The organism is Paenibacillus sp. MY03, from assembly GCF_002165585.1.
Taxonomy (GTDB): domain Bacteria; phylum Bacillota; class Bacilli; order Paenibacillales; family Paenibacillaceae; genus Pristimantibacillus; species Pristimantibacillus agaridevorans.
In genome coordinates, this window is sequence record NZ_MXQD01000016.1 from 37,523 (window position 1) to 61,294 (window position 23,772).

Consider the following 23,772-nt stretch of genomic DNA (forward strand, 5'->3'; position numbering starts at 1 on the left):
CACGTACGCACGCCGTAGCGACAACGACTGAACTCGCGCTCCACTCAGATTTCCGACAAGCTCGGGAACTTATAAATTCTATTGTGGTAAATAAAACCGCCGGACGAATCGCCCTGGCGGTTTTATTTGCTGTGGCGTTCGCGTACTATGACAGCGAAGCCCGTTTATGCGCTACGAATTACACGTTTGTGTCGATTTGATAATACTGCAGGGTGTTCAGTGCTTGCGTCAGGCTGGTGTAGGGTTTGCTCTGATTCGAAGTGCGCAGATAACCCCACATCCCCTCGCCGGATTGAAGGATTGCTGCCGGCGTGATACCTATGAACGCCAGTACACGCTCGAATTTTTGTTGAACCTGTTTATATTGGTGAGCTTCTAAAGCCGGGTCCAGAGCTTGATTGAGACTTTCTAGCATCTCGGCCAGCATGGTCTTGTAAACCGTGATGGAGGAGTCGTATCCGCCATACGGCTCACCGCCTGCAAATAGACTTAATACTTTTCCGCCGTTGTCAAACAAACGAATATGGCCTGTATTGCTGTACAAGCTCATATTTTCAATGACAGCTCCCTCGGAAAGGTAGATATCCCGATAAGAAGGCGGCATCCCCTCATAGCCATTCCCTTGGGTGTGATTGTACAAATCAACTGTTCTGTAAGTTCCAGCCAATTTCAAGACACCCGGTCCGTCCACGGTTATATATGACACTTCCGCTGTCGTTGACGGCCACAGCTCCAGTCTCGCTTCATTCGAATCTTCAACTTTAATGCGGACAGGGCCTGCCAAACCGTTCAAGATCAGTCCTCCGTTAGCGGCGTAACCTACGTCAAGAATTGCGATCTCTGGAGTCCCTTCTTGTTGCCCGCCGCCAAAGAGCACGCCGTCGCCCAACACTAACGAGCCATTGGGGATATCGACAGTCAGTTCTCCAGCAATGTCGACATTTTGTAAAGTGTATGTTCCGCTGCCGCTTCCCCGAATAGTCAAGGACCCTACCGTTACCGGCTGCTCAGGATCGGTTGGACCTAACATTTTGTTCTCATTGCCGTATACGAATTGCGTTACATACCAATTATCGTTCCACTCCGCCTGGACAGGCTCTTCGATCGTAAAGGACAGATCCGCTACGTCTTCGTATAATCCAACGGCCCCGCTCTCCCAATCTTCCCCATACTTGAAGCCCCCATGGACGGTTGCGCTAGCCTCTCCCGGATGGAAGGCGGTCATGTCCCAATTGGACATTTCCTCACACCCATACGGCATTGCAATGCATGACAATGAGGTATAGATCGGATAATAACGCTCAATTACTTCATCTCCGATCGTCTGACGGATCGTAATGCCGCGGGCCTGTTCGAACCAATCCGGCCAATCGAACGACTCGGGACCTTCCGGCCACTCTCCCTCTCCTTCATTGCCTTGTACTGGCATAGGAATAAAACCGCTATATACAAAACGCAATGGCTGCCCATACGGCGTATCCTCAATCGCGAGATGCGCCTCTTCCTCGAAGTCGGGCGAAATGTTCGGCAGCTCGTTCCAGTCCCTCAGCCAGTCTCTGATGTTCAGCAGGGAGTCGAGATTGGTCACTCCGTCAACGAAAATATGGGCCTCCAGTAAGTACAAATACGACAGTTGACGGTCCAACTCGAATCCCGCCGCTTCGAGCGCCTGCTTGAATTCGGACAAATCGTCGCTTTCATTAGAGTTATTACCCGCGTCAATAATATCCTGCTTAATCCGTTCAATTTGATCCTTCGCAACTTGGACCGAATATGTCGCTTCCAGCAGCTCGCCAAGTCCGATGTCGAGCAATACGCCCTGCAGATCCAGTTCAACTCCTGGGGCGTTAATCTGAAGCCGTGCCATCACTTTGGCATCAGGGGCAATACGCAGCGAAGCAGCCTCAGCGTTCGCCGTAACAATTACATCTTCTTGGTACACGCCGCTCAACAGCACTTCGCCGCCGCCGGATATCTGCAAGCTGCCGGCGCTCGCCGCCTCTTCCAGACGAATAGCAGCTCCGTCGGAATCTCGCAATTCAATCATGCCGTCATGCTGCGCGGAGCTGGCAAAGCCTGCGCCCGCCGCTCCCGGCGGATCCTCGTCCGGCTCCGTCACTACAACCAATGGCCTAACCCCGCCGCCTGTCGCAAAATTTCCCGAAATGCCGTCAATATACGTATTTCCCGTTACCGTGACCGAATCCTCCAGCACGACGCTGCCAGCTGGCAAATCAATAACCAGGTCCCCCGCAATGGACAGATTACGTAACCAATAGGTTCCGCTGCCGTCTCCGGCAAGATTCAGATTGCCCGGTACCTCCAGCAATCTGGATGATGGACCGAACGTCCGGTCACCCGCGCCATTAACTGCTTGCGTAACTTCCCCACCAGTCAGGTCTATATCGCCGCTAAGCCAATCCGCAGGCGACAGCACAAACGAATGGATGACATCTTCGAATCGTCCGTTTGCTGTCAGCCTCAAGGTGTAGCTACCTGCGCCTGCTTCCTCAAAGAGGGAGCCGTCCAGCTCAAGACGACCTGCGTTGAGCGTCGCCAGACCGAAGTCTTGTCCTTCTACCGCATTTACGGCAACCGTGCGCAGCGGATCGCCTTCTGTCGATGATTCATGGTAAATACGAACCTCGTCTACTCGATCAGCCCATTCCTGATAGTCCAGATTTTCTCCGTCAAAAGTGAAGGACAGGATCGGCATCTCGACATAAAGCTCGCCTCCCGTCTCCAACACCGGGCCCGGTTCTTTCAGCTCCAGCACCTCGGCAATCGCTGCCGACGCCAGCTCCCATGTAGCGAAACCGGCGCCGCCCTGCTGATTATTGCGCCTTGCCAGCAATTGCTCGGCATGCCACAGATACGCGCTCGCATATTCCTCTTCTTGAAGGAAGGCAAGGACAGCCTCGGCATCCGCTGCATGGTTCAGACGGCTGAGCTTTGCATTGTCCAGAATGCCCGGAGCTACCTCAACCCCTGGACCCGGCACGATATGACCGACTTTGTTTGATGTATCGTTAAGCGAAAATTCGTTTGCGTTAATGGCTAACGTTCCGGTAAAGAGGGCGGTGGAATCTACCGTCATCGTTACATTCGGCACATTGACTTGCACCGTGCCTGTAAATTGTCCTTTCAGGACAATCGATGCGGCATTCCCCTCAATAATGATATCTCCGTTGTAGCTGCCTTCGAGCACGATCGTTCCGGAGCCCGTAATGCGAACCGTGCCGTTGCTGGCCTCCCCCTGCAAAATAACGCGAGCGTCATTGCCGTCCTGTACCTCGATGGCGCCTTCATGAAACGCGGAACTGTCGAAGGTGTTCGACGCCACATCCACAATCGTCGTTGTGCCCACTACCGAGACCGAATCCAGCAGCACGACGCTGCCGTTCGGAACCGTGACGGACAAGTTGCCCTCAATCCTCATATTGCGAAGCGTATAGACGCCGGTCGCCGTGTCGTCACCGACAATCGTCAGATTGCCTTCAACCGTTACTAAACCTTCAACAGGTCCGTAAACGGCGTCCGCACTCCCGCTAACCGCTTGCTCCAGCGGACCCGTTATCTCTCCCGGCTGATTAAGCACCGGAGGCGTAGGGGTCGGCGCTGGAGTGCTCGGAGGATCGGATGGTGTTGTCGCTGGTGTTGGCGTTGGCGTGCCTGCCGCCTCCTCCAGCTTTTTCTTCGCCTCCAGGAAAGCTTTGAGCTTTTCTTCCTCCAGTTTCTTGAGGTACTCTTCCTCCGCTTTCCTCTTCTGCTCCTCCAGTATCTTTTGATTGGCCTCCTGTTTTTGGCGCGCCTGCTCCGCCAGCTTGGCCAGCAGTTCCTGCTGCTTCTTCTGCTGCTCCGCCAAAGCCTGTTCCTGCTGCTGCTTTAACCGATCCCGCTGCTGCTTCAATTGCTCGGCCAGACGCTGCTGTTCTTTCTCCTTGTCCGTCAGCACGGGCTCCTTTGCATTGTCGAGATCGATTTTTTTGTCGAGGCTGCGATTGGCTTCCTCCACCAGCTTCCGAATGGCGTCCGCGTCGACCTTATTCTGCTTGATCGCTTCTTTAACCGCGTTCGCCACAAAATGTTCGAGATTTTGGCGGAAGCGTTCCAGATCTTCAATCGACTTAATATTTAAGCCGTCCGGATCAAGACTATTGTTGGGGCCAAGTCCTTGGCGCAATCGCTCCAGAAGCTCTTCATTCTCCTTGTCGATCGCCGCCTTGTTCCTGATAATCGCCTCAATGACGCCGGGTCCGGCACCCTGCACAAACTGCTCCAGATTGACGAATACAACCTCATCCTTCTCGGACTGCTTCTTCTCGTCGAAATACGTATTCAACATCTGGCTCGGATAGATGGTAGACGGCCTATCGTCATTCTTGCCGTTGTTTTTCGAGAATACCTGTCCGACCCCCGAAGCGATCATGAACATCGATTCTCCGGTTAGCGGATCGACCGTCACAAACAGGTTGGTGCCGCGCACGCCCATGACCGCCGTCGGCGTCTCGACCTCGAATTCATCCTCGGTAGAGACAAGCGTGCTTGCCTTTACCCACATACTGCCCGTCCACAGCGTAAAATTGGATTTTTTCTTGCCGCTCGCATCGCGCAGCTCGGATATGTACAGCGAAGAGCCGCCGCCTAACGTCGCTTCGTCCGAGCGATCCTGCACCCTGATCGTCACGCTCGATTTATCGCCCGTTTTCAGATGATCTCCGGCATTAAGCGGCATATCCTTGTACGCCTTAAAATATTTTTTGCCCCCTGCTTTCTTGACCTCGACGGTGCCCGATACGGACACGATGCTCGCAATGCGAACAGAAGCCGCCGCAGCGCGCTCGCCTATCGGGGCCAGCGCCACGCTCGCCAGCAAGGTAAGAAACAGGACGACTGCAACAAAGGAGACGCCCCTTCCAAAGGAATTCCTTACGCCGGCATGGACTGATCGTTCGCTTAAACGCATAACCTACAGCTCCTCTCCATCTGTTATCGGACTGCGAATGATGACCGTACGCGACGCGGCATGCCATTGCACATCCAATTCTATCAATTCGCTAATATAGCGGACCGGAATATAAGAGACGCCGTTCTGGACGAACGGAGCGGCATCCAGCATGACCGTCTCCGCTTCTCCGCCATTCCTGCGAACCTCGGCTTCCTTGCTGTCCAGCTGGAGCGTGATATCCAGTTGCCCCTTCCGCAGCAGCACCTCGCGGGTATCCGGCTTATAGTCGACCTCGTAGCCAAGCGATTCGGTGACCGCCCGCACCGGGGCGAATGTTCTGCCGGCCAACAGTTTGGAAGGCGTCTTGAGCTCCTCCGCTGCCGCGCCGGTCACGATCCGTACCGACGTATCGCCCTCCCGCCGCTCCGGCAGACGAAGAAGCGATATGGAACGAATGCGGTTATTGTAGCTGTCCGCCGCCAGCAGCTCGCCGCCCGGAGCAAGCGCCACCGCGGAAGGCGCCTGCAGAGCATGGCTGCTCTCGATGCCGTCCAGCCAGCCGCGCACCGAGTCGCCCGCTCCCGCGATCGTGGATACTTTGCCTTCATATAAATAACGTATCGCGTGATTCAACGAGTCGGCGATGAGCAGCCCGCCCTCTGGCGTAACCGCAAGACCTCGCGGAAAGCTAAAGCGCGCATTGGCCGCCGCTCCGTCTGCATACCCTGCGGTCGCATAGATACTTCCCGCCTCGAAATCCGGCGTGCCGTCCGGTTTGCCTCCGGCCACCGTGGATACCGTGTTGCTCGCGAAATCGATATAACGGATCAATTGATTGCCCGTATCGCTGACATACAGATTGCCTTTGGCATCCAGCGCCAAGCCGGAAGGCTCGTTAAACAGTGCCTGCGCCAGCTTGCCGTCGCGATAGCCGCCGCTCTGAACCAAGAGCCCCGGAATAATCTCGCGTCCCGCTGTCGGCGACTCGTTTAACGTCGTTACGTTGCCGTCCGGCGCGATGCGGCGAATGAGATGATTAAGCGAATCCGCGACGTATACGTTGCCGCGATCGTCAACGGCCACCGCCTGCGGGTAGTAGAAACCCGCATCCTTGCCGCGGCCGTCCGCATCGCCGATCTCGCCGTTGCCCGCCAGCGTCGTCAGACGGCCTCCGGGCGAAAGCTTGCGGATCGCATGATTGCCGGCATCGGCAATATACAGATTGCCAGAGGCATCCGCCGCCAGCCCGACCGGCTCGTTAAGAGCCGATTCTCCGGGGAGCCCATCGTTATATCCCCCGATTGGCCGATACAGCTCGTTCGTCAGAAATTTCAGTCCGGCTGCGGTGCTGATCTTGCCGCCCGTCAACTTCCTTATCTGATGGTTGTCCGTGTCGGCTATGTATACCGTCCCGTCCGGCAGCACGGCCACGCCTTGCGGGGCTCGCAAAGAAGCGATATCCGCAGCGGCGTCCCCGTCGCCCGGCTCTCCCGAGCCTGCCAACGTGCCGACCTGAAGCAACAGCTGCCCTTCCTCGCCTCGCACTCCGTCCTTAATGCCGAACGGCTGCTGTCCCGCCGCAGACGCAGCAGCAGGAGCCGTCGACAGCCCCCAGGCCAGCGCGACCCCAAGCAACGCCGTTCCCCACTTTCGCGACATACGGCTAATGTTCTCTGCCCTATCTCTCATATGCATTTCTCACAACCTCCAGACTCTTATCTACTATCCTTAATGAAAACTATCGCGAAATAAACAGGATGACATCTATCTAGGGCGTGTCTGAATACTCTTGAGCGGGTTTTCAGACACGACCTAATTGTACAACAAATTTCGACGTTATTTTCGAAAAATATCTTTAAGCATTCCCGAATTATACCACCAACGCGTTACCCCTGACTGTAACCCCGATTACAATATTGAAGCTTCAAAAGATTATTGGGCAGACTTCAAATCTACCACCTCATAAAGCTTGACGGGCACGCTTTTGCCTTTCATCATCCGCTCGCCGATGCAGTTGTACACGAAGCTCCCCTTCGTTCGCTCGTACGTCTCCTCCGATACCAGAATCTGGTTGGGCTGCGTATTGGACTCGATTCGCGCGGCGATGTTGACGTTGTCGCCAATCGCCGTATAATCAACCCGCAGGAAGGAGCCGATATTGCCCACTACGACCATCCCGGTATTGACGCCGATGCCGACGCTCACCGTGATGCCATGCTTCTCCTCGATCATGCGCCGCACTTCCTTCATCGACTCCTGGATATCCCATGCCGTCCTCACGGCGCGATACTCATGATCCGGCACATCAAGCGGAGCATTAAAAATAACCATCGCGGCGTCGCCGATAAACTTGTCAATCGTCCCCTTGTTGTCGAGCGCCTTGCGCGTAATCATATCGAACATCGTGTTCAGGAAGTCGAGCACCTGCTCCGGCGGCAGCTTCTCCGACAATGTCGTAAATCCGCGAATGTCGAGGAACAGAATCGAAAGCTCCTTGTTAATGCCGCCCAGCTTGATCTCCTGGTCGCTGCGGGCGATTTCGCGGACCAGATCCGGCGAGAGGTAACGCCCGAATTGCTTCGTAATAAAGTTTTTTTGCTTGTTCTCGAGGAACGACTTCAAGGTAATATTGACCAGGTAACTTAGCAGCAGCACGACCAGCGGCTCCACGGCGTTAAAGTGCCAATCCAGCCATTGGAAGGAGGCGTATTGCGCGGCCAGCAGAGCTAGCGCCGTTCCTGCGGCCAACAGGCTTCCCGTCATCGTGCGGAAACGCCACGCCACCAGCGGCATAAGCGCAAACATCAGGAGCGAGATCAGCGAAATCCAAAGGCCGTGCAATTCCCGGATCGTCTCGCCTTGAAGCAGCTGGTGCAAAATATTGCCGTGCACGTACACCAGCTTCATCTCACTCTCCACCGTTGTCGCGCCCGTATCGTAGCCGACCGCCGTAAAGCCGACCAGCACCAGCATGTCGTCGAAATTTTCCGCAGGGAAGTTGCCGTTATACACATCGACAAACGGCACCGTCCAGAAATCACCAGACACCATGTTGTAATCGATCAAAATTTCATCTCTTGCATTCATATCAAGGAAAGGCCCGACATCGGCTTCGGCCATGCGGGCCATCTGCAGCGCCAGCGACGGCATCGGCCCGTCGTCCGGCTGTCCGAGCTGCAGCAGCGTGCGGCGTATAACGCCATCCTTGTCCAGCCGCGCGTTAATATGCGCCCGATCCGTATGCTCGGCGAACATCGGAATGGGATGCACCCATTCCTCGGGTTGCAGCAGCGACTTGTCGGATGCCCCCTCCAGCGAACGCGAGAATTCACTCTCCGTATTGGCGTAGGATGGCAAAATAATGCCGTCATGCCGTTCCAGAGCTTCGGCGAACGCCGCATCCGCCTCCGGCACGCTCTCCGATGTAAACAAAATATCGAAGCCCACAGCGGCAGGTTCCGTCTCGGGCGTATACATATGATCGAGCAGCGTTGCATATTTATCTCTCGTCCACGTATTAAAGGCGCCCAGCTCCTGCAGCGTATATTCGTCTATAGCGACGACTATAATACGCTCGTCGGGCATCTGCGACTTCGACTGCGACATATTGTAGCCGAATAATGCCCGGTCGAGGGGCAGCAGAAGCTCCATAAGCATCAGCAGGCACATGACGAGCAGCACCCCCGCATTGCCGATCAGCGCCAGCTTGCGCGCCGTTTTTTTCATAGAAACGCACTCTCCCTGCCATTGTTAATATTCTATCTATCATTGTAAACTAGTTTTACATTTTCCGACATTCCCCAAAGTTAACTTGTTGCAAGCTTTTACACGAACCTACCAAATAGGACATCCTTGTCGAAAGTCCTCGAAATAAAGAAATTTCGCTGCAAATAAACAGGAATTAACCGCGCCGGGGGCGAATGTCTATGGAACAAAAAATGGAACAAAAAGCGGAAGGAATGGGGTGAGCCCTCGTGAACGTGGATAGACGGCCCGCCGGAGCCTTTAAGGAAGAGCTGACCCCTGAGCAATTATTGAAGGTGATCTTCGAATTTACGGCAAAAATCGCAGCCGCCGACCGGCTCGAATCCGTGTTGATTCTTATGGCCGACATGGGTCGCGAAATGATCGTGGCAGACCGCTGCGCTGTCTGGTTGATAGACGAAGAACGCCGGGAGCTGTTTACCGTCGTCGCCCATGGAGGAGGAGAGATCCGCATCCCTTACGGGAGCGGACTGGTCGGAACCGCCATCAGCGAAGATCAACCGATCATTATCGACGACGCCTACGAGGATCCGCGCCACAACTCGGACAACGACAAGCGTACCGGCTATCGCACCAAGGCGATTATGACGATTCCGTTCCGCAATAACGAAGGCCGTGTCATCGGCGCTTATCAGGCCGTGAACAAGCTGACCGAGTCGGGCGTTTTCTCGGACAAGGATATGGAATATCTGTCGCTTGCCGCCTCGTATTCCGGCAAGTCGCTGGAAGCGTTTATGCTGCGTGAGGAAATCGTGGAGACACAGCGGGAAATTATTTTTTCCATGGGGGAGATCGGGGAGAGCCGTTCGAAGGAAACGGGCAGCCATGTCAGGCGCGTAGCCCAATATTCGTATTGGCTGGCGCTCGGCCTCGGCATGAGCGAGAGGGAAGCGGCTCTTTTGCGCGACGCTTCGCCTATGCATGACATCGGCAAGGTCGCCATTCCCGATGCCATCCTGCATAAGCCGGGAGCTCTTACGGACGAAGAATTTGATCAGATCAAAGGGCATACGCTGATCGGCCACCAGTTGCTTCGGCATTCCAAGCGCGAGCTGCTGCGAGCCGCGTCGATTGTGGCGCTGGAGCATCACGAGAAGTGGGACGGAAGCGGTTATCCGCAGAGGCTTAGGGGCGAGGAGATTCATATCTACGGACGCATTACCGCCGTAGCCGATGTCTTCGATGCTTTGGGCAGCGCCAGAGCGTACAAGCAGGCTTGGGAGCTGGATCGCATTCTGGCGTTGTTCGAGGCGGAACGCGGCCGCCACTTCGACCCGCGGGTCGTCGACTCGCTTATCGCCCAGTTGCCGCGCATACTGGAGATTCGGGATCAAGAGGCGGAGGCGTAGCCTAAAAAGGGGCGGGTCAAGATGACCGCCCCTTTCGCTTTTGCTATAAAGTTCGGAAAATCTCCGATGATCAGGGAAGCTTCTCGATTCCTCCCGCCATCTCTCCCTGTGCCTACCCGGCCCATTGCTCGCCGTCATCAGTCTGATCGTAAGAATGATGGACCGAAGCTTCTACAATGTCGCGATAGGCCCAGTGCGCGGCTTTAACATCCTTCCACGGGGACAGCGCCACTCCATTCAATGGACCTCTGCCCAGCACGCGGTTGACGATGGTCGCCGCTTCGGCGCGCGTCAGCGCATGGTTCGGCCTAAAGGTTCCGTCCTCGTAACCCCGCATAATGCCCGCGCCTTGCACCGCCAAAATGGAATCCTTGGCCCAGCCGCCGGATACATCGGCAAAACCCGCTCCCGCAGCCGCCGAATCATCGATCAGCCCGGCAACCAGCTTCGCCATTTCCGCGCGGGTAATCGATTGGTTCGGTCCGAAGGAACCGTCCGGGTAACCCCGCATCAAGCCCATCCGGGTCACGGCCGATATGGCTTCCTTCGCCCAGCTTGCCTTGCTCGCATCGCTGTAAGTTTTATCCTCGGCTACGGCTTCCGAATCGATCACTCTGGATAAAATCGTCGCCATCTCCGCGCGGGTGATCGTTCGGTCCGGCCTGAACGTTCCGTCCTCGTACCCTTTCATATACGCCTCATGTTCGTAGGTTCCCGCAAGGCCCGGCACTTGTACAAGGGCAAATAAGCTGAAGCGGTCGACAACAAATTGCAAACCTTTGTCGCCCTGGTTGTTATAAGGAACCATAATGCCTTTCAACAGTTGTTTCGTGCCGTCGCTATGTTCGATGTAGACGCCTAAGTCACGCAGCTCCGCTTCCGTTACATCCAGGTCCTTGAGCGGCAGTACAACCGTAACATCGCGTCCCTGCAAGTTCGTTTCGATCGTTATCGGCCTGCCCAGCACGGAAACCTCTTGACCGCCCGATACGATCGTTACGACTGCTTCTTTGTTCGCGCGATTCTCGATCTCTTGTTTCTTCCCGGCTTCTTTTACAGGAACCAGTTCGAAATAAAGATCTTCGTCAAAATCTTGCAAGGATTCGCTCGGTACAAACACTTTCGCATTCCCCGTCGCAATGCCGAGATCGAGCTTGGCGTCCGCAAGCAGCTTGCCGGCTTCCTTCGGTACCGTTACCTTGGTCTTGGACACTTCGTCCTTCTCGTCCGGTATTACGATCGTCAGCGATCGTGCGCCTGCCCCCATATTGCCTATCGCCTCACGAGCCTGCTCCGCCGTCAACACAACCTCGTCCGACTTCGTGCCGTCCGCATGCGTTGTTCTCGTAATGACCACGTTCGCCAGAACGCCGTCACCGCCGTCCGTCGCTTCCACACTGCCCGTTATTTGCTCCGTCTTCGGAACATTCGGCGTCGGTTGCGTACCCGTACCCGGATTCGTCGTAGTCGTTCCGGCATGAACGTTAAACGTCAAACCGTCAACCAGCATCGCGTCGCCCGATTTTTTTACAGCCTTGAAGGTATGCTGGCCGCCAGCAAGCCCGGAAATGCTGTACACCGTCTGACCGGTTAACCGGCTTGCGTGATGCGCGTCCGCCGTTTCCCGGAATACGCCGTCTACGAAAATATCGATCTCGCCCTGCTCCGGCCCCTTAGGCATAATGAAGGATAAGCCAGTGCCTGTAAACGTATATTCGACGGAATCGCCATTCGTCTCCGTGTAGTGGATGTCATCGAAATGATCGCCCTTGAAGGAAAACGCCAGCGCGGTCTGGCCGTTCGGCAGCGTCGCCAGGTATTCCTTCTTGATCGTCACCTCATCGCCACCCAGCGTATAATCGGTTCCTTTCGCCAGGACAGTTCCGCCGACGGTAATGCCGATCAGATTGCTGCCGTCGACGGCAAGCGTCGTCGTAACGTCGGAAGCCGCCGACTTATCGACAATTGCCGTATCCGGACCAAGCAGATCCGCCGCTTTCACCTTAAATTGATCCAGCAGCATGTAAAAGCCCGACTTCTTGACGGCCTTAATCGTATGCGTGCCGCGCGTCAAGCCGTTAATGCCGTACACCGTCTGAAGCGCTTGCTTGGTATCGTTGTACGTGCTGATCGTTTGCATGAACTCGCCGTCGATATAGATATCCATATCGCCCTGCGACGGATCCTTCTCCGTAATCAGCTCGATGCCGGTTCCTTCGAACGTAAATTCCAAATAATCGTTGTCCTTCTCGGTAAAGTGTACATCGTCTTTGTAATCGCCGATTCCCCTGTTCCGGTTATGCTGCCAAGCGCCTTTGTACGAAATGCCCGTGTCGTCGTCGTTAATGTCGACGTAGCGCCCTCTCAGCGTGTCGCTTACCGCCACCGCCAGAGTTTGAGCGGCACCTTCGGTAAAGGTTAACGTCAGATTGGCCATTCCCGTCGGCTGCTGGGCCAAATATCCCTTCGCAATCGTCAATTGGTTGCCCGACAGCGTGTAATCCGTTCCTTCTTGCAGAGCCGCCGCGCCGTTCGCCACGCCCTCCAGGCTGTTGCCGTTAAACGCGATCGTCGTTGTCACATTCGCCTGCGCCGAAGCCTTTTTATCGAAGCTTCTTGCGGACGGCGTAATCGCGCTGTTCTTAGGCGTAGAATCGCTGATCGTAATGGACAGAGTCTGCGATTCGCCATGATCGAAGGAGAAGCTCAGATTCACTGCGCCTACCGGCCGGCTCGCCAAATATTCCTTTTTGATCGTCACCAGCTCATCCGCCACGGTGTAATCGGTGCCGGATTGAAGCGCAATCTCGCCGTTCGTGATGCCGACAAGCGTATTGCCCGCAAGCTCCATCGTTGTTGCGACATCCGCTTGCGCATCCGCCTTCTTGTCAAAGCTGCCAGACGTTGGGCTGATTGTGCTGTTCGCCGCCGAAGAATCGCGAACGGCAATGGACAACGTCTGCGTGGCGCCGCCGTCGAAGGTCAGCAGCAGATTCGTCGTACCGAGCGGCCTTGCGCCCAAATATTCCTTCTTAATCGTAATCCGATCATCCTCGACCGTAAAATCCGTGCCCGCCGCCAGCTCTGTCGTGCCCAGCTTAATGCCGCTCAAACTTCTTTCCGTCGCTTCGGTTACCTCGACATCCGCTTGCTGCCCAGTCGCCTTGTCGAACTCGGCTTCCGTCTCGCTGATCAAATCCGGGGTGATGACTCTCAGCTTGTCGAGCAGCATGAAAATGCCGGATTTCTTAACCGCCTTAAGCGTATGCGTACCGTCTTCGAGTCCCGTGATTGCGTATACGGGCTTTTGAGCCTGCCGCCCCAGGTTATACGTGCTGACCGTCTGCTTGAATTCGCCATCGACATAGAAATCGATGTCGCCCTGCGAAGGATCCAGCTCCGTAATGTATTCGATTCCCGTTCCGATAAACGTATACTCCAGATAGTCCTGGTCGTTCTTCTCGGCAAAATGGACATCATCCATATAATCGCCCAGTCCCCGGTTGTAACTCCGGTTCCAGAAGCCGGTATATTGAATAGCCGGATCGTCGTTGTTGAGAGAGATCGAACCGCCTGCTGATGTGTCTCTCACGACTAACGTTACCTTCTGCTGCGAGCCGCCGTCGAAATCAAAGGCCAGCTGATAGGTTCCGGTTCCGGCCGGCAACGCAGCCAGCGCGGTCTTGCTGAGCACAAGCCCCGTATCCGATGCCGTGTAGTCCGTGCCGTCCGTCAGCGCGTAGCCATTAAGCGTCACGCCTGTCAATGTATTGCCGTTCGGCGACAGCGTCAACGCCACGTCGGACTGCCCGGCAAGATCGAAGCTGACCGCGCCGGGAGTGACTCTGCTGTCTCTTACCGTCGTGTCGCTTATCGTAACGACCAAGCTTTGCGCCGAACCTCCGCTGAAGTTAAACGTCAAGCTCGTCGCGCCGACCGTTCTGGACGCAAGATACTCCTTCTTGATCGTAACCACGCTGCCGTCAACCGTATAGTCGGTACCTTCTTGCAGCGTATAGCCGCCGTTCATTATGGAACTCAGCGTATTGCCGTTCAGCGTCAGCGTCGTCCCGACATCCTCGCGCTCCGACTCGTTTTTGTCGAAGCTGGCCGTAGTCGGGCTGATCGTACTGTCCGCCGCTTCGGAGTCGCTTACATCGATGACCAGATTCTGCTCGTCAGCCGTCATTTCCTTGCCGCCGTTTCGCGTCCATTCGCCGGTATATGTCATGCCGGTATCATCGTCATTGACGCGGATCGTCCCGTTTTTCGCCGTTACCTTCAGCAAACGCGATGCATGCGGGGCCAGGTCGACGGAGCTGAAGCCCGTTGCGAAATCGCCAAGCTCCTCGCGGCTCCACGAATCGCGAACGGAAGCCGATCCATTTAGGCCGATATCGCTCCAATTTACCGTTACCGTCGCCGCTTCGTCAGCCAGGTTAAACAAGCCGACGCTGTAGGTACCGTCTCCATTGTTCGCATACCATACCTGCTGCTTCGTTTCGGTCGACACGGGGCGTCCCGGACGTCCAGCCTGATTAACCGCGATCACCTCTTCGTTGGTGAGCAGCTCCAGGCCGTAATCGTCCAAGCGGGTCATGTCGTTGCCGATATACAGCTGCGCCGACGACAGACTCCAGAACGTCATGGCCGTTTTGCGCTCGTCCGGCGTAATGCCGTCCATCGCCCCGTTGCCGATGTTAAGCGAGTCGAAGTCGTTCCAGCCGCCCGGACCGGCATGGCGCCAAAACTTCTCCGCGATTGGGAACAGCCGCGTGATGCTCGGCCACGCGGTGAGCCCTCCGTCGCCGCAATAACATTCGATATCCCAGTCGACGCGCCAGCCGTTGGAATACTTTTTCCAATGATCGATGTACTTGATGTCGACCGCCCAGGACAGCTCCAGCCAGATGTCGTGCGGCTCCAGCGCCTGATACCAGGCTTTGACGTCGTCGCGGGAATCCAGCGACAGGTCGGAGATGCCCGAGCCCGGCGTCACGCTGTCGAACTTCAGAAAGTCGACGCCCCATTCGGCGTACAGGTCCGCAATGGAGTTGATGTACTTCTGGGCGCAGTCGTTCGAAAAATCGATTTTGTAGCCGAAGCCCCAATAATCGGAACCCCGCGTCGGATCGCCGATATCTCTCATCGAACATCCAGGCGCGTTATAGATCGGCAAATCCTGCTCGTACGCTTCCGGAGACAACCCGGGAATGCCGTACAGCCCGAACTTCTGCCCGTTGGCATGAACGTAATCGATCAAATCCTGCAGTCCGTCCGGGAACAGGGTCGTGCTCGGAATCGGCCGGCCGTAGCCGTCCATTGCCCCATTCCAGCCCGCATCCACGTTGATGTATTCGTAGCCGTAAGGCTGCAGCTTCTCCTTCATCGCGTCGGATTGCGCTTTGATCTGCTCCGCGGTAATCCACTGGCCGTGGTCGTACACCTGCATGCTGTAGCTGCTCCAGCCCATATACGGTTTGGCCGCTATTTCCTTCGACGCCGCCTCCACGGTCGCCGTCTCGCCCGGTATGAAAAGTCCCAACTGAGCCGCCAACACGATAAACGCCAATACGGCGATTCGCGCCTTCCTCATCCCGCCCGCCAATCGAACGCTCATCTGCTTGCCCTTCGTTCCAAACATCGTTTTCCGCCTTTCGTCGATATATTGTCAAAGCAATGGGGTTACTCCCCTCCTCTGTCCAACTTCTCTCAAGATGCCGATTGTCAGGAATAACGATTGTTCATGATCGATACATTGTCGCAAGCGGCCAGCCGGATCGCCGTTCCGAATTTGCGGCGTTCCTCCCCACCTGCGATCAGATTGTTCGCGAAAATCAAACGCTCCGTGCTGCTTGCGTCCAGTAAGGGGGCATCCCGCATGTCGAAACGGTTGTCTTCGATCTCGATACGGGAATGCACATACCGGCCTTCCTCCGTCGCCGTATTCTCGGGAGACACGGAGATGACGGCCGCATCCGCATGCCCGCATTCGATGAACGTATTGCCCCGGATGGCCAGATCCTTTACGATGCCGGACTCGTACCAGCTTCCGGCGTCGCATGCGACATGCACGGCGCACATGGTTATTCTCTCGAAGAGATTTCCCTCGATGAGCGACCGCCTGCGTGTCGTCAGCAGAACTCCGCGAGTCGGAATGCGGGCCATTCGGTTGCCCACGATTTCCACTTCCGGCGTCCAGGTTACATTTTCTATGACATCGCCGATGCGCAATTGCTCCGGCACGCTTCTGTCGAGTTTAATCCGCATGATGCGCGGATCTACGAGCTCCGCTTCGGCCACGACGGCATCCGCGTAGGACGCAAGCGACTCGGATCGAACGAATTCAATCCCGTCCCCTGCGCCGAAAGCGGGAAATCCATACGTTTGCGGATGCATGAACCTGAGCAGCACCTCGTCCGGGGAAGGTTGTCCCACAACGCGCAGATACGTCCCGTGTACGTTGATTACGTCGTCGTGCGCGCCGAAAAATCGGCTGTTCGCCACCCGGATCAGCCCGCGGCAGCCCGACACGTGAATGCAGTCGGCGAAAGCCGCGACGGTGCGCCCCGTCTCTTGCCGCGGGGCGATCTCCAAGCGCTCGAAGAACACATCCTCGCTGAATTGGCAGACCAGTCCCAGCCCGTGCATGAAATGAACGCCCACGTCGCTCCATTCGACCTTGCGGCTCCGAATCACAAGCGCGCCAACCTGGTCGCGGATGCCGTCTCTGGATTGGAAGACGCGCCCGACTGCCGTCGAAGGCAAATGACCCTCGGCGAAGTACAGTCTCAGCCGGCCGGGCTCCCTCTCCTCGACCCGCTTCGCGGCAATGACAAAATTATCGATGCGCCAGGTTGTATTCGTCGGCGGATCGTACTCTTGCATGGGACCGTCCCGGAAACGCCAGCCTTCCCCCTGCCAGATCAGACTGCCGTTCTCAACCTCGTAACGGCTGTCCCTATGGACAACGGTGTCGAGGAAATGGTCGCCGATTCGTTCGACGGTCATTTCCGTCACGGTCGGCCGCTCGTAATCCAGACGCAAATTTCGGATGTGGACTTCCTCGCAGCCGTCGACAACGATCATCGTTTGTTTGCCATGGAATACGAATAACGATCCGTTGCCGTCAAGGGTTACGTTCTTCATGTCCTGCAGATGAATGCCGATCGTCTTGGTCACGTCGGGATTCTCGGCCTCGCTGGCCGTATTGGAAATATAATAAGGCTTCTTGGCGGCATGCTTTGGATACAAATCGTATCTACCTGGGTCGCATGTCAGCACGACGGGACCCGCGATCCTTGCGGTATCCTCAATCGCCTTTCGCATCGCCGTCGTCGCATCCTCTCCCGAATCCGGCTTGATCCCGTAGTCGTTCAGACGAATGACAGTCTGCGTCACATTCATGTTGTGCACCTCACATTAATTTCAAGAACGTCGGACACTCCACCCGGAAGTGCCCGACATCGATCGTCCTCTCTTACCCTTTTACAGACGCATCATAAGTTTTTTGCAAAATTTCAAGATAACGATCGAGCTTCAAGTCTTTCAGGCCTTGCACATAGGCATCCCAATCTTTATTTAAATCCTTGTTGCCCGTAACGAATTGCAGCGCATTTTGTTCGATGTAGTTGCGAATGTTCGTTTGCAGCATGCCTATCTCATCGCTGTCGGCCGGATCTACCCAAAGCGACCAGAACGGGAACAGCTCCTTCGGCTCGTGGCCTTCGTACAACTTCGTTGCTTCATACAGCTTGCGCTCGTAGTTGGCCGGGTCGTTAATGTCCGTGCCTTGCACCCAGCTGTCGCGGTATTCCTTCGGCATATAGAAGTGCGCCATGCCGGACCAGCCTGCGTTTCTCGGTGCCTCGCCCTCCACGCCCGGAATCGTTTTGACCATAGGCGCTACGCCTTCGCCGAGCGCCGTATCTCCAGGCGCCGGGTCTTCCCAATCGATTCCCTTCATGCCGGAACCGCCGTTCGTTTGTCCTTCCGGCGTAAACATGTAATCGGCAAGCTTGATCAAGGCGATCTGGGCTTCTTCGCTGGCTTTGTTCGTGATGGCGAACTTGCCTCCCGGCGATACGCCGCCGTTGTCATGCGTCGCAAACGACACGTTTGGTCCTTGAAGCGGCGGTACCGGATGGTATTTAGGGAAGCGAGGACCCGCCATGTCGATAAAGATGGCCGGATGCATGCCTGCGCCGACGCCCAATATTTCGGCATCCGCGTTTTCGCCGATTTTTTTGAGCGCCTCGGCGTTTTGCGTAAATGCTCCCGGATCGATTAACCCTTCATCGTACAGCGATTTCGCATAAGCGAGTCCGTCTTTCCATTCTGGTTTGATGGCGGCGGATTCCACTTTGCCGCTTGTCATGTTCAAATAGTTTCTGTCGTCATTATAGACGAACGGATTCATCAGGAACGGAAGGACCCGCACGCCAAACTCTTCTGTCGAGCCGCTTAGTCCTACTTCGTCCGGCTTGCCGTTTCCGTTCGGATCTTCCGTTTTAAACGCTTTCAAGACATTTTTAAATTCTTCCGGCGTAGTCGGCATTTCGAGATTCAGCTTCTCCAGCCATTCCGTGTTGATCCACATTTTGCTCGGGTACGAGCAGTGGAAACATTGCGTGTAAGCGACCAGTCCGTAGATGTTGCCGTCGGGAGCCGTATTCAGCGTTCTTAGATCCGCATTGGATTCCATGGCGGCTTTAATGTTCGGAGCATGCTTGTCAATCAGATCGTTTAAAGGAATGATGACGCCCTGCTTGCCGAATTTCAGCAGATCGGCTTGCGAAAATTGATCGACGTAATGCGTCAGCATGTAGGCATCGGGATAATCTCCGCTCGCAAGCGAGATTTGACGCTTTTCCTTCGCGCCGTCGGATGGGATGACTTCGAAGTTGAATTTAATGTTAAACATATCCGAGACATGCTGCGTAAACTTGTTGGTATTGAGATCGATGCCTTGTTCCTGCACGGCAAACACGCTGATCTCCACCGGCTTCGACGGCGTATCTGTTGCCGCACCGGATGAAGCACCGTCCGTCGGCGTGCCGTTCGTTCCGGCGTTTTCGTTTTTGCCCGAGCAGGCGGACAATACCAGCACCAATACGAGTAAGAGCGACATCAAGCTCCAGCTTAATTTTTTCATTTGCATTCTACTCCCCTTTGCGTTCGCAAGTATGATGGAACTTTGTTTCCCCAATCGTTGTCGTAGAGCGTATCTCCTCCATGCCCCGGACGTTACATCGCCCTCACCTCCCTATAGTGCGTGTTCCGCATTTAGCCTTTGATGGAGCCAACAAGCATCCCTTGGACAAAATAGCGCTGCACGAACGGGTAAATAATGAGCACCGGCAGCGTCGCCACCACGATCAGCGAATATTTGAGCAGCTCCGCCAGTTGAGCCCTTTGCACCTGAATGCTGATGTCCATCGCTCCCGCGCTGTTGTTCTGAATGATGATGCTCCTTAGCACAAGCTGGAGCGGAAACAATTTATCCGACTTCAAATAAATGAGCGCGTCGAAATACGCATTCCATTGACCAACGGCGTACATGAGGACCAGCACGGCGATAATCGGCTTCGATAGAGGAAGAACAACGCTGCCAAGGAATCGCCAATCGCTGCATCCGTCGATCTCGCTCGCTTCGGCCAGCTCATCGGGAATCGTGGACTGGAAGAAAGATCGCGCAATGATCACTTGCCACACCCAGATCGCGTTCGGAATAAGCAGGGCCAGCCGGGAATCGATCATGCCGAGCTCCTTTACGACGAGATAAGTCGGGATCAATCCTCCTCCGAACAGCATCGTGAACATCACCAGCATCAGGATGCCTTTGCGGCCAAAAAACGTTTTTCTCGAAAGCGGATAAGCCAGCATGACGGTAAGCGTTACGCTAATGAGCGTCCCCACGGCCATATAAAACAGGGAATTGCCGTAACCCGTCATAATAAGCGGAGTCTTGAATATCGTCTGGAACCCCCTGAACGAAATGTCCACCGGCCAGAGCCACACTGTGCCGGATACGACGGCCGAAGGACTGCTGATCGAGCTGCTGACGATATAGATTAGCGGATACAATACGGCAACGAGCACCAAGCTCAGAATGACGTAGATCGCAAAAACAAATATGCGATCTCCGGCCGACTCCCGTATTTTGCGTTTCGGCACTGTTGATGAAATAGCCATTGATAGTTCCCCCTTGCCTACCAGATACTGTTGTTCGAGATTCGTTTGGCGAAGCTGTTGACCGCAACCAAAAGGATGAGATTAATAACGGAATTAATTAATCCGACCGCCGTTGCAAAGCTGTAGTTGGCATTCAGCAGACCCATGCTGTATACGTAGGTCGCGATGACCTCCGACTTGGGCAGGTTGAGCGAATTTTGCAGCAAATAAATTTTTTCGAAGCCGATCGACATGATGTTGCCTACGTTAAGGATGAGAATAATCGTAATGGTCGGAAGAATGCCGGGCAGGTCGACATGCCGGATTTTCTGGAACCGCGACGCGCCATCCACCTTCGCCGCCTCGTACAACGTCGGATCAATGCCCGCCAAAGCCGCGAGGTAGATCACTGCCGCATATCCGGCCGTCTGCCAAATGTCCGACCATACATAGATGGAGCGGAACATGTTCGGCTCGCCCAGGAAATTGATCGGCTCGAAGCCGAAATACTGGAGCGCGATGTTTACGAAACCAAGCCGCGGCGCCAGAAACAGCATGATCATGGACACCATGACGACCGTGGAAATAAAATACGGCGCGAAAGTAACCAGTTGAATAAACCGTTTGAAACGGCCATTGCGGATTTCGTTCAACATAAGCGCCAGCAGGATCGGAATCGGGAACCCGGCCAGCAATTGATAAAAGCTCAGCAGCATCGTGTTCCGCACCAGCGTCCAGAAGATCGGGTTCTCGAAAAACATATTAAAATATTTCAGGCCGACCCATGGGCTCCCCCAGATGCCCTTGATGACGTTGTAATCCTTGAAAGCCAGCACCGCGTTGGCCATGGGCACATATTTGAAAATAACAAAAAACAATAGCGGCGGTAAGACGAGCACGTAGAGCTGCCAATGCCTGCGCAAGCTTTTGGCAAATTGTCTCCCATACCCGTTCTTAGCCGAATAAAAGCCCTTCATCGAGTGGTTTTGTCTTGATGTAGATTGCTGCAGAACGATCCCTCCCCTATGTCTGTTGCGCACGTCGCCCTCTCCCCCGAAAGCGGGAGTCGAGATATTTGGTTACGCTTCCATGACCTGATCATAGTGGACTTATGCCGCGTTCCGGAAGGTACACTTGGGTCTTTTCCCGTACATTTGCCCCCATTTCGAGAGGGCCAATCCCTTGCTATCCGTACATTTCCGCCTGTACGGGCGGCTCGAACGCAGACGATATGGGCTTCCCGCCGGATCGGGTGAGGCTGGTCTGATGGATGAGCTTGCGATCGGTAATGGGTGTAACGGAAGCTACGTTCGAAGCAATAGCCCGACTTTTTCGGGCTATTGCGCTCTGCGGCGCGTCCGGCGCTTCTATAGCCCGACTTTCTCGGGCTATTGCGTTCTTCGGCGCATCCGGCGCTCCTATAGCCCGACTTTCTCGGGCTATTGCGCTCTGCGGCGCGTCGGGCGCTTCTGTAGCCCGACTTTTTCGGGCTATTGCGCTCTGCGGCGCGTCCGGCGCTCCTATAGCCCGACTTTCTCGGGCTATTGCGTTCTTCGGCGCATTCGGCGCTCCTATAGCCCGACTTTCTCGGGCTATTGTGCTCTGCGGCGCGTCGGGCTACAACGCGTGCAGCCGAATTCGCCTGAATCAAGATGAACGATTTGCCAAGGCTGCTAATGCTTTAGTTGCAGTTGATCATTCAATCGGCGCTTCGCACTGCTATTCTCCTTCGAAAGCCTAGTCCTCCCCGCTCTGCGCTGAATATCCTACACCATACAGCACTTACAGGCGAAGGAGGGCCTCCCATGGAGATGTGGCAACCGGATTATGAAGGGGTGTTCTTCCTCCAGGACCGTGCAAGCGGGTTTAAGGCGATTATCGCCATCGACAATACCAGATTGGGGCCTGCACTCGGCGGTTGCAGAATGTGGCAATACGACAACGACGAAGCGGCCATTAGCGACGCCTTGAGGCTAGCCAAAGGCATGACCTACAAAAACGCAATCTCCGGACTCCGCTATGGCGGCGGCAAAGCCGTCATTCTCTCTCATCCAAAGCAGGGTCCGCGCGACGGACTGCTCCGAATGCTGGGACGTTACATCGATCGGTTGCAAGGGCATTACATTACCGGAATGGATCTCGGCACGACAGTCGCCGACATGGACCACATTCGCGAGACGACCTCCTATGTGACCGACGTGTCGGGGTCCCTGGGCGCCGTCAATGATCTTACCGCCACAATGACGGCGTACGGGGTGTATCTCGGCATTCGGGCTGCGCTGAAAAGAGTGTTCGGCATGGAATCCGTGCTGGGCCGGACCGTCGCCGTACAGGGGCTGGGCAAGGTCGGCTTCCGGCTATGCCGCTACCTTCACGAGGCTGGAGCCTGCCTCGTCGTGACGGACATCGACGAGGCGCGCGTCAAGCTGGCCGCTATGGAGTTCGGCGCTGCAACCATTACGCCACAAGCTATCTTCGCCGTACCATGCGATGTCTTCGCGCCTTGCGCGCTTGGAGGAATACTGAACGACGACATCCTAAGTCGGCTGGACTGCAGAATCGTGGCAGGCGCAGCGAACAACCAGCTCGCGGAGCCGCGACACGGAGACGAGCTGCGCAAACTTGGCATACTGTACGCGCCGGATTACGTTATTAACGCGGGCGGCATCATTGTAACAGGATCTGAGTTAAGCGGAGGAGATGCGGCGGAGGCGAAGCGTAACGTGGAGAACATCTACGGCACGCTTATGAAGGTGTTCCAGTCGGCAACCGTCTCGGGATTATCGACAGCGGCCGCAGCGGACAGAATGGCGGAGAATGTATTGAAATAAGCGTATTCGGCTATTGCCATTATCCAGTTGCAAAAAAATTACGCGCAAGAGCAACCTCTTTTTCATTGTAAACGTCAGTAAGATAAATAACTTTCTGGCAGGAGAGGAGATTGCCTCATGAAGAAAATCATTGCCCTTATCCTCATGATTGGCAGTTGTCTCACGCTTGCCTCGTTGCCCTCTGTCCAGGCATTAAGTTGCGCCGAGCCCGAGCCCGCGGCAGAAGAGCTGGCCCGCAGCTCCGTCGCATTCATGGGGCAGGCTATTGCCGCGAACAAAGAAGGGCTGACGATCTTCCAGGTGCAGACAGCGTGGAAAGGCGTAGCCGAATCACGCATCGAAATCTATGACAACGGATGGGATCCGTACGAGCCCGGTCAGACGTATCTCGTATTCGGAGGCGAACGGGAAGGAAAGCTCCGCACTCATCTATGCGGTCGAAGCGGGCTCTGGAACGCGTCAAGAGAGCTCGCCATGAAGGACATCGCTATCCAGCCCATCCCGTTATCAAGTGAGGCAAGCAGGATTGATCAAAGTGCATCGCCCCCGTCGAACTCGAACGCGTTGATTCCCGTGCTAGTTGCCGTCGCAGGTCTGCTCGCCGTCTCAATCGTCGCTATATGGCTCATCCGACTCCGACGCCGGAAGCATCAGTAAATACAACAAAAAAAGACGCATAACCGACAACTCGGTCATGCGTCTCTCT

General features: G+C 55.4%; 11 protein-coding genes. 3 read left to right on the top strand and 8 right to left on the bottom strand.

Features of this window, described 5'->3' with window-relative positions:
* Positions 1 to 178: 178 nt before the first annotated feature.
* From B1748_RS17170 to B1748_RS17180, 3 genes are all read right to left on the bottom strand, one after another.
* Positions 179 to 4,966, bottom strand: coding sequence for a FecR domain-containing protein (locus B1748_RS17170; protein WP_087569165.1), 4,788 nt, complete (start codon positions 4,964 to 4,966; stop codon positions 179 to 181).
* 3 nt (positions 4,967 to 4,969) lie between these two features.
* Positions 4,970 to 6,643, bottom strand: coding sequence for an NHL domain-containing protein (locus B1748_RS17175; RefSeq protein WP_087569166.1), 1,674 nt, complete (start codon positions 6,641 to 6,643; stop codon positions 4,970 to 4,972).
* A gap of 237 nt (positions 6,644 to 6,880) precedes the next feature.
* Positions 6,881 to 8,674, bottom strand: coding sequence for an adenylate/guanylate cyclase domain-containing protein (locus tag B1748_RS17180; RefSeq protein WP_087569167.1), 1,794 nt, complete (start codon positions 8,672 to 8,674; stop codon positions 6,881 to 6,883).
* 248 nt (positions 8,675 to 8,922) lie between these two features.
* On the opposite strand from B1748_RS17180, the gene B1748_RS17185 reads away from it, so the two are divergent.
* Complete coding sequence (locus B1748_RS17185) at positions 8,923 to 10,062, top strand: HD domain-containing phosphohydrolase (RefSeq protein WP_179215638.1); 1,140 nt, start codon at positions 8,923 to 8,925, stop codon at positions 10,060 to 10,062.
* Positions 10,063 to 10,174: 112 nt separating this feature from the next.
* On the opposite strand, the gene B1748_RS17190 is transcribed toward B1748_RS17185, so the two are convergent.
* The 5 genes from B1748_RS17190 to B1748_RS17210 form a co-directional block, all read right to left on the bottom strand.
* Complete coding sequence (locus B1748_RS17190; RefSeq protein WP_087569168.1) at positions 10,175 to 15,706, bottom strand: X2-like carbohydrate binding domain-containing protein; 5,532 nt, start codon at positions 15,704 to 15,706, stop codon at positions 10,175 to 10,177.
* Between the two features lie 83 nt (positions 15,707 to 15,789).
* The gene (locus B1748_RS17195) at positions 15,790 to 17,469 is read right to left on the bottom strand and encodes an alpha-1,3-galactosidase-related protein (protein WP_087569169.1); all 1,680 of its coding nucleotides are present in this window, start codon (positions 17,467 to 17,469) and stop codon (positions 15,790 to 15,792) included.
* Positions 17,470 to 17,542: 73 nt separating this feature from the next.
* Positions 17,543 to 19,216 carry an extracellular solute-binding protein gene (locus B1748_RS17200; RefSeq protein ID WP_087569170.1) on the bottom strand — a complete coding sequence of 558 codons (1,674 nt, stop codon included), beginning with the start codon at positions 19,214 to 19,216 and terminating at the stop codon, positions 17,543 to 17,545.
* Positions 19,217 to 19,347: 131 nt separating this feature from the next.
* Positions 19,348 to 20,256, bottom strand: a complete 909-nt coding sequence (locus tag B1748_RS17205; RefSeq protein ID WP_087569171.1) for a carbohydrate ABC transporter permease — start codon at positions 20,254 to 20,256, stop codon at positions 19,348 to 19,350.
* Between the two features lie 17 nt (positions 20,257 to 20,273).
* Positions 20,274 to 21,212: an ABC transporter permease gene (locus B1748_RS17210; RefSeq protein ID WP_087569196.1), complete on the bottom strand. Its 939-nt coding sequence runs from the start codon at positions 21,210 to 21,212 to the stop codon at positions 20,274 to 20,276.
* Positions 21,213 to 22,040: 828 nt separating this feature from the next.
* Between B1748_RS17210 and B1748_RS17215 the strand changes: the two genes are divergently transcribed.
* Both B1748_RS17215 and B1748_RS17220 read left to right on the top strand, forming a co-directional pair.
* Positions 22,041 to 23,066 carry a Leu/Phe/Val dehydrogenase gene (locus B1748_RS17215; protein WP_087569172.1) on the top strand — a complete coding sequence of 342 codons (1,026 nt, stop codon included), beginning with the start codon at positions 22,041 to 22,043 and terminating at the stop codon, positions 23,064 to 23,066.
* 117 nt (positions 23,067 to 23,183) lie between these two features.
* Complete coding sequence (locus tag B1748_RS17220) at positions 23,184 to 23,723, top strand: hypothetical protein (RefSeq protein WP_087569173.1); 540 nt, start codon at positions 23,184 to 23,186, stop codon at positions 23,721 to 23,723.
* Positions 23,724 to 23,772 lie beyond the last annotated feature (49 nt).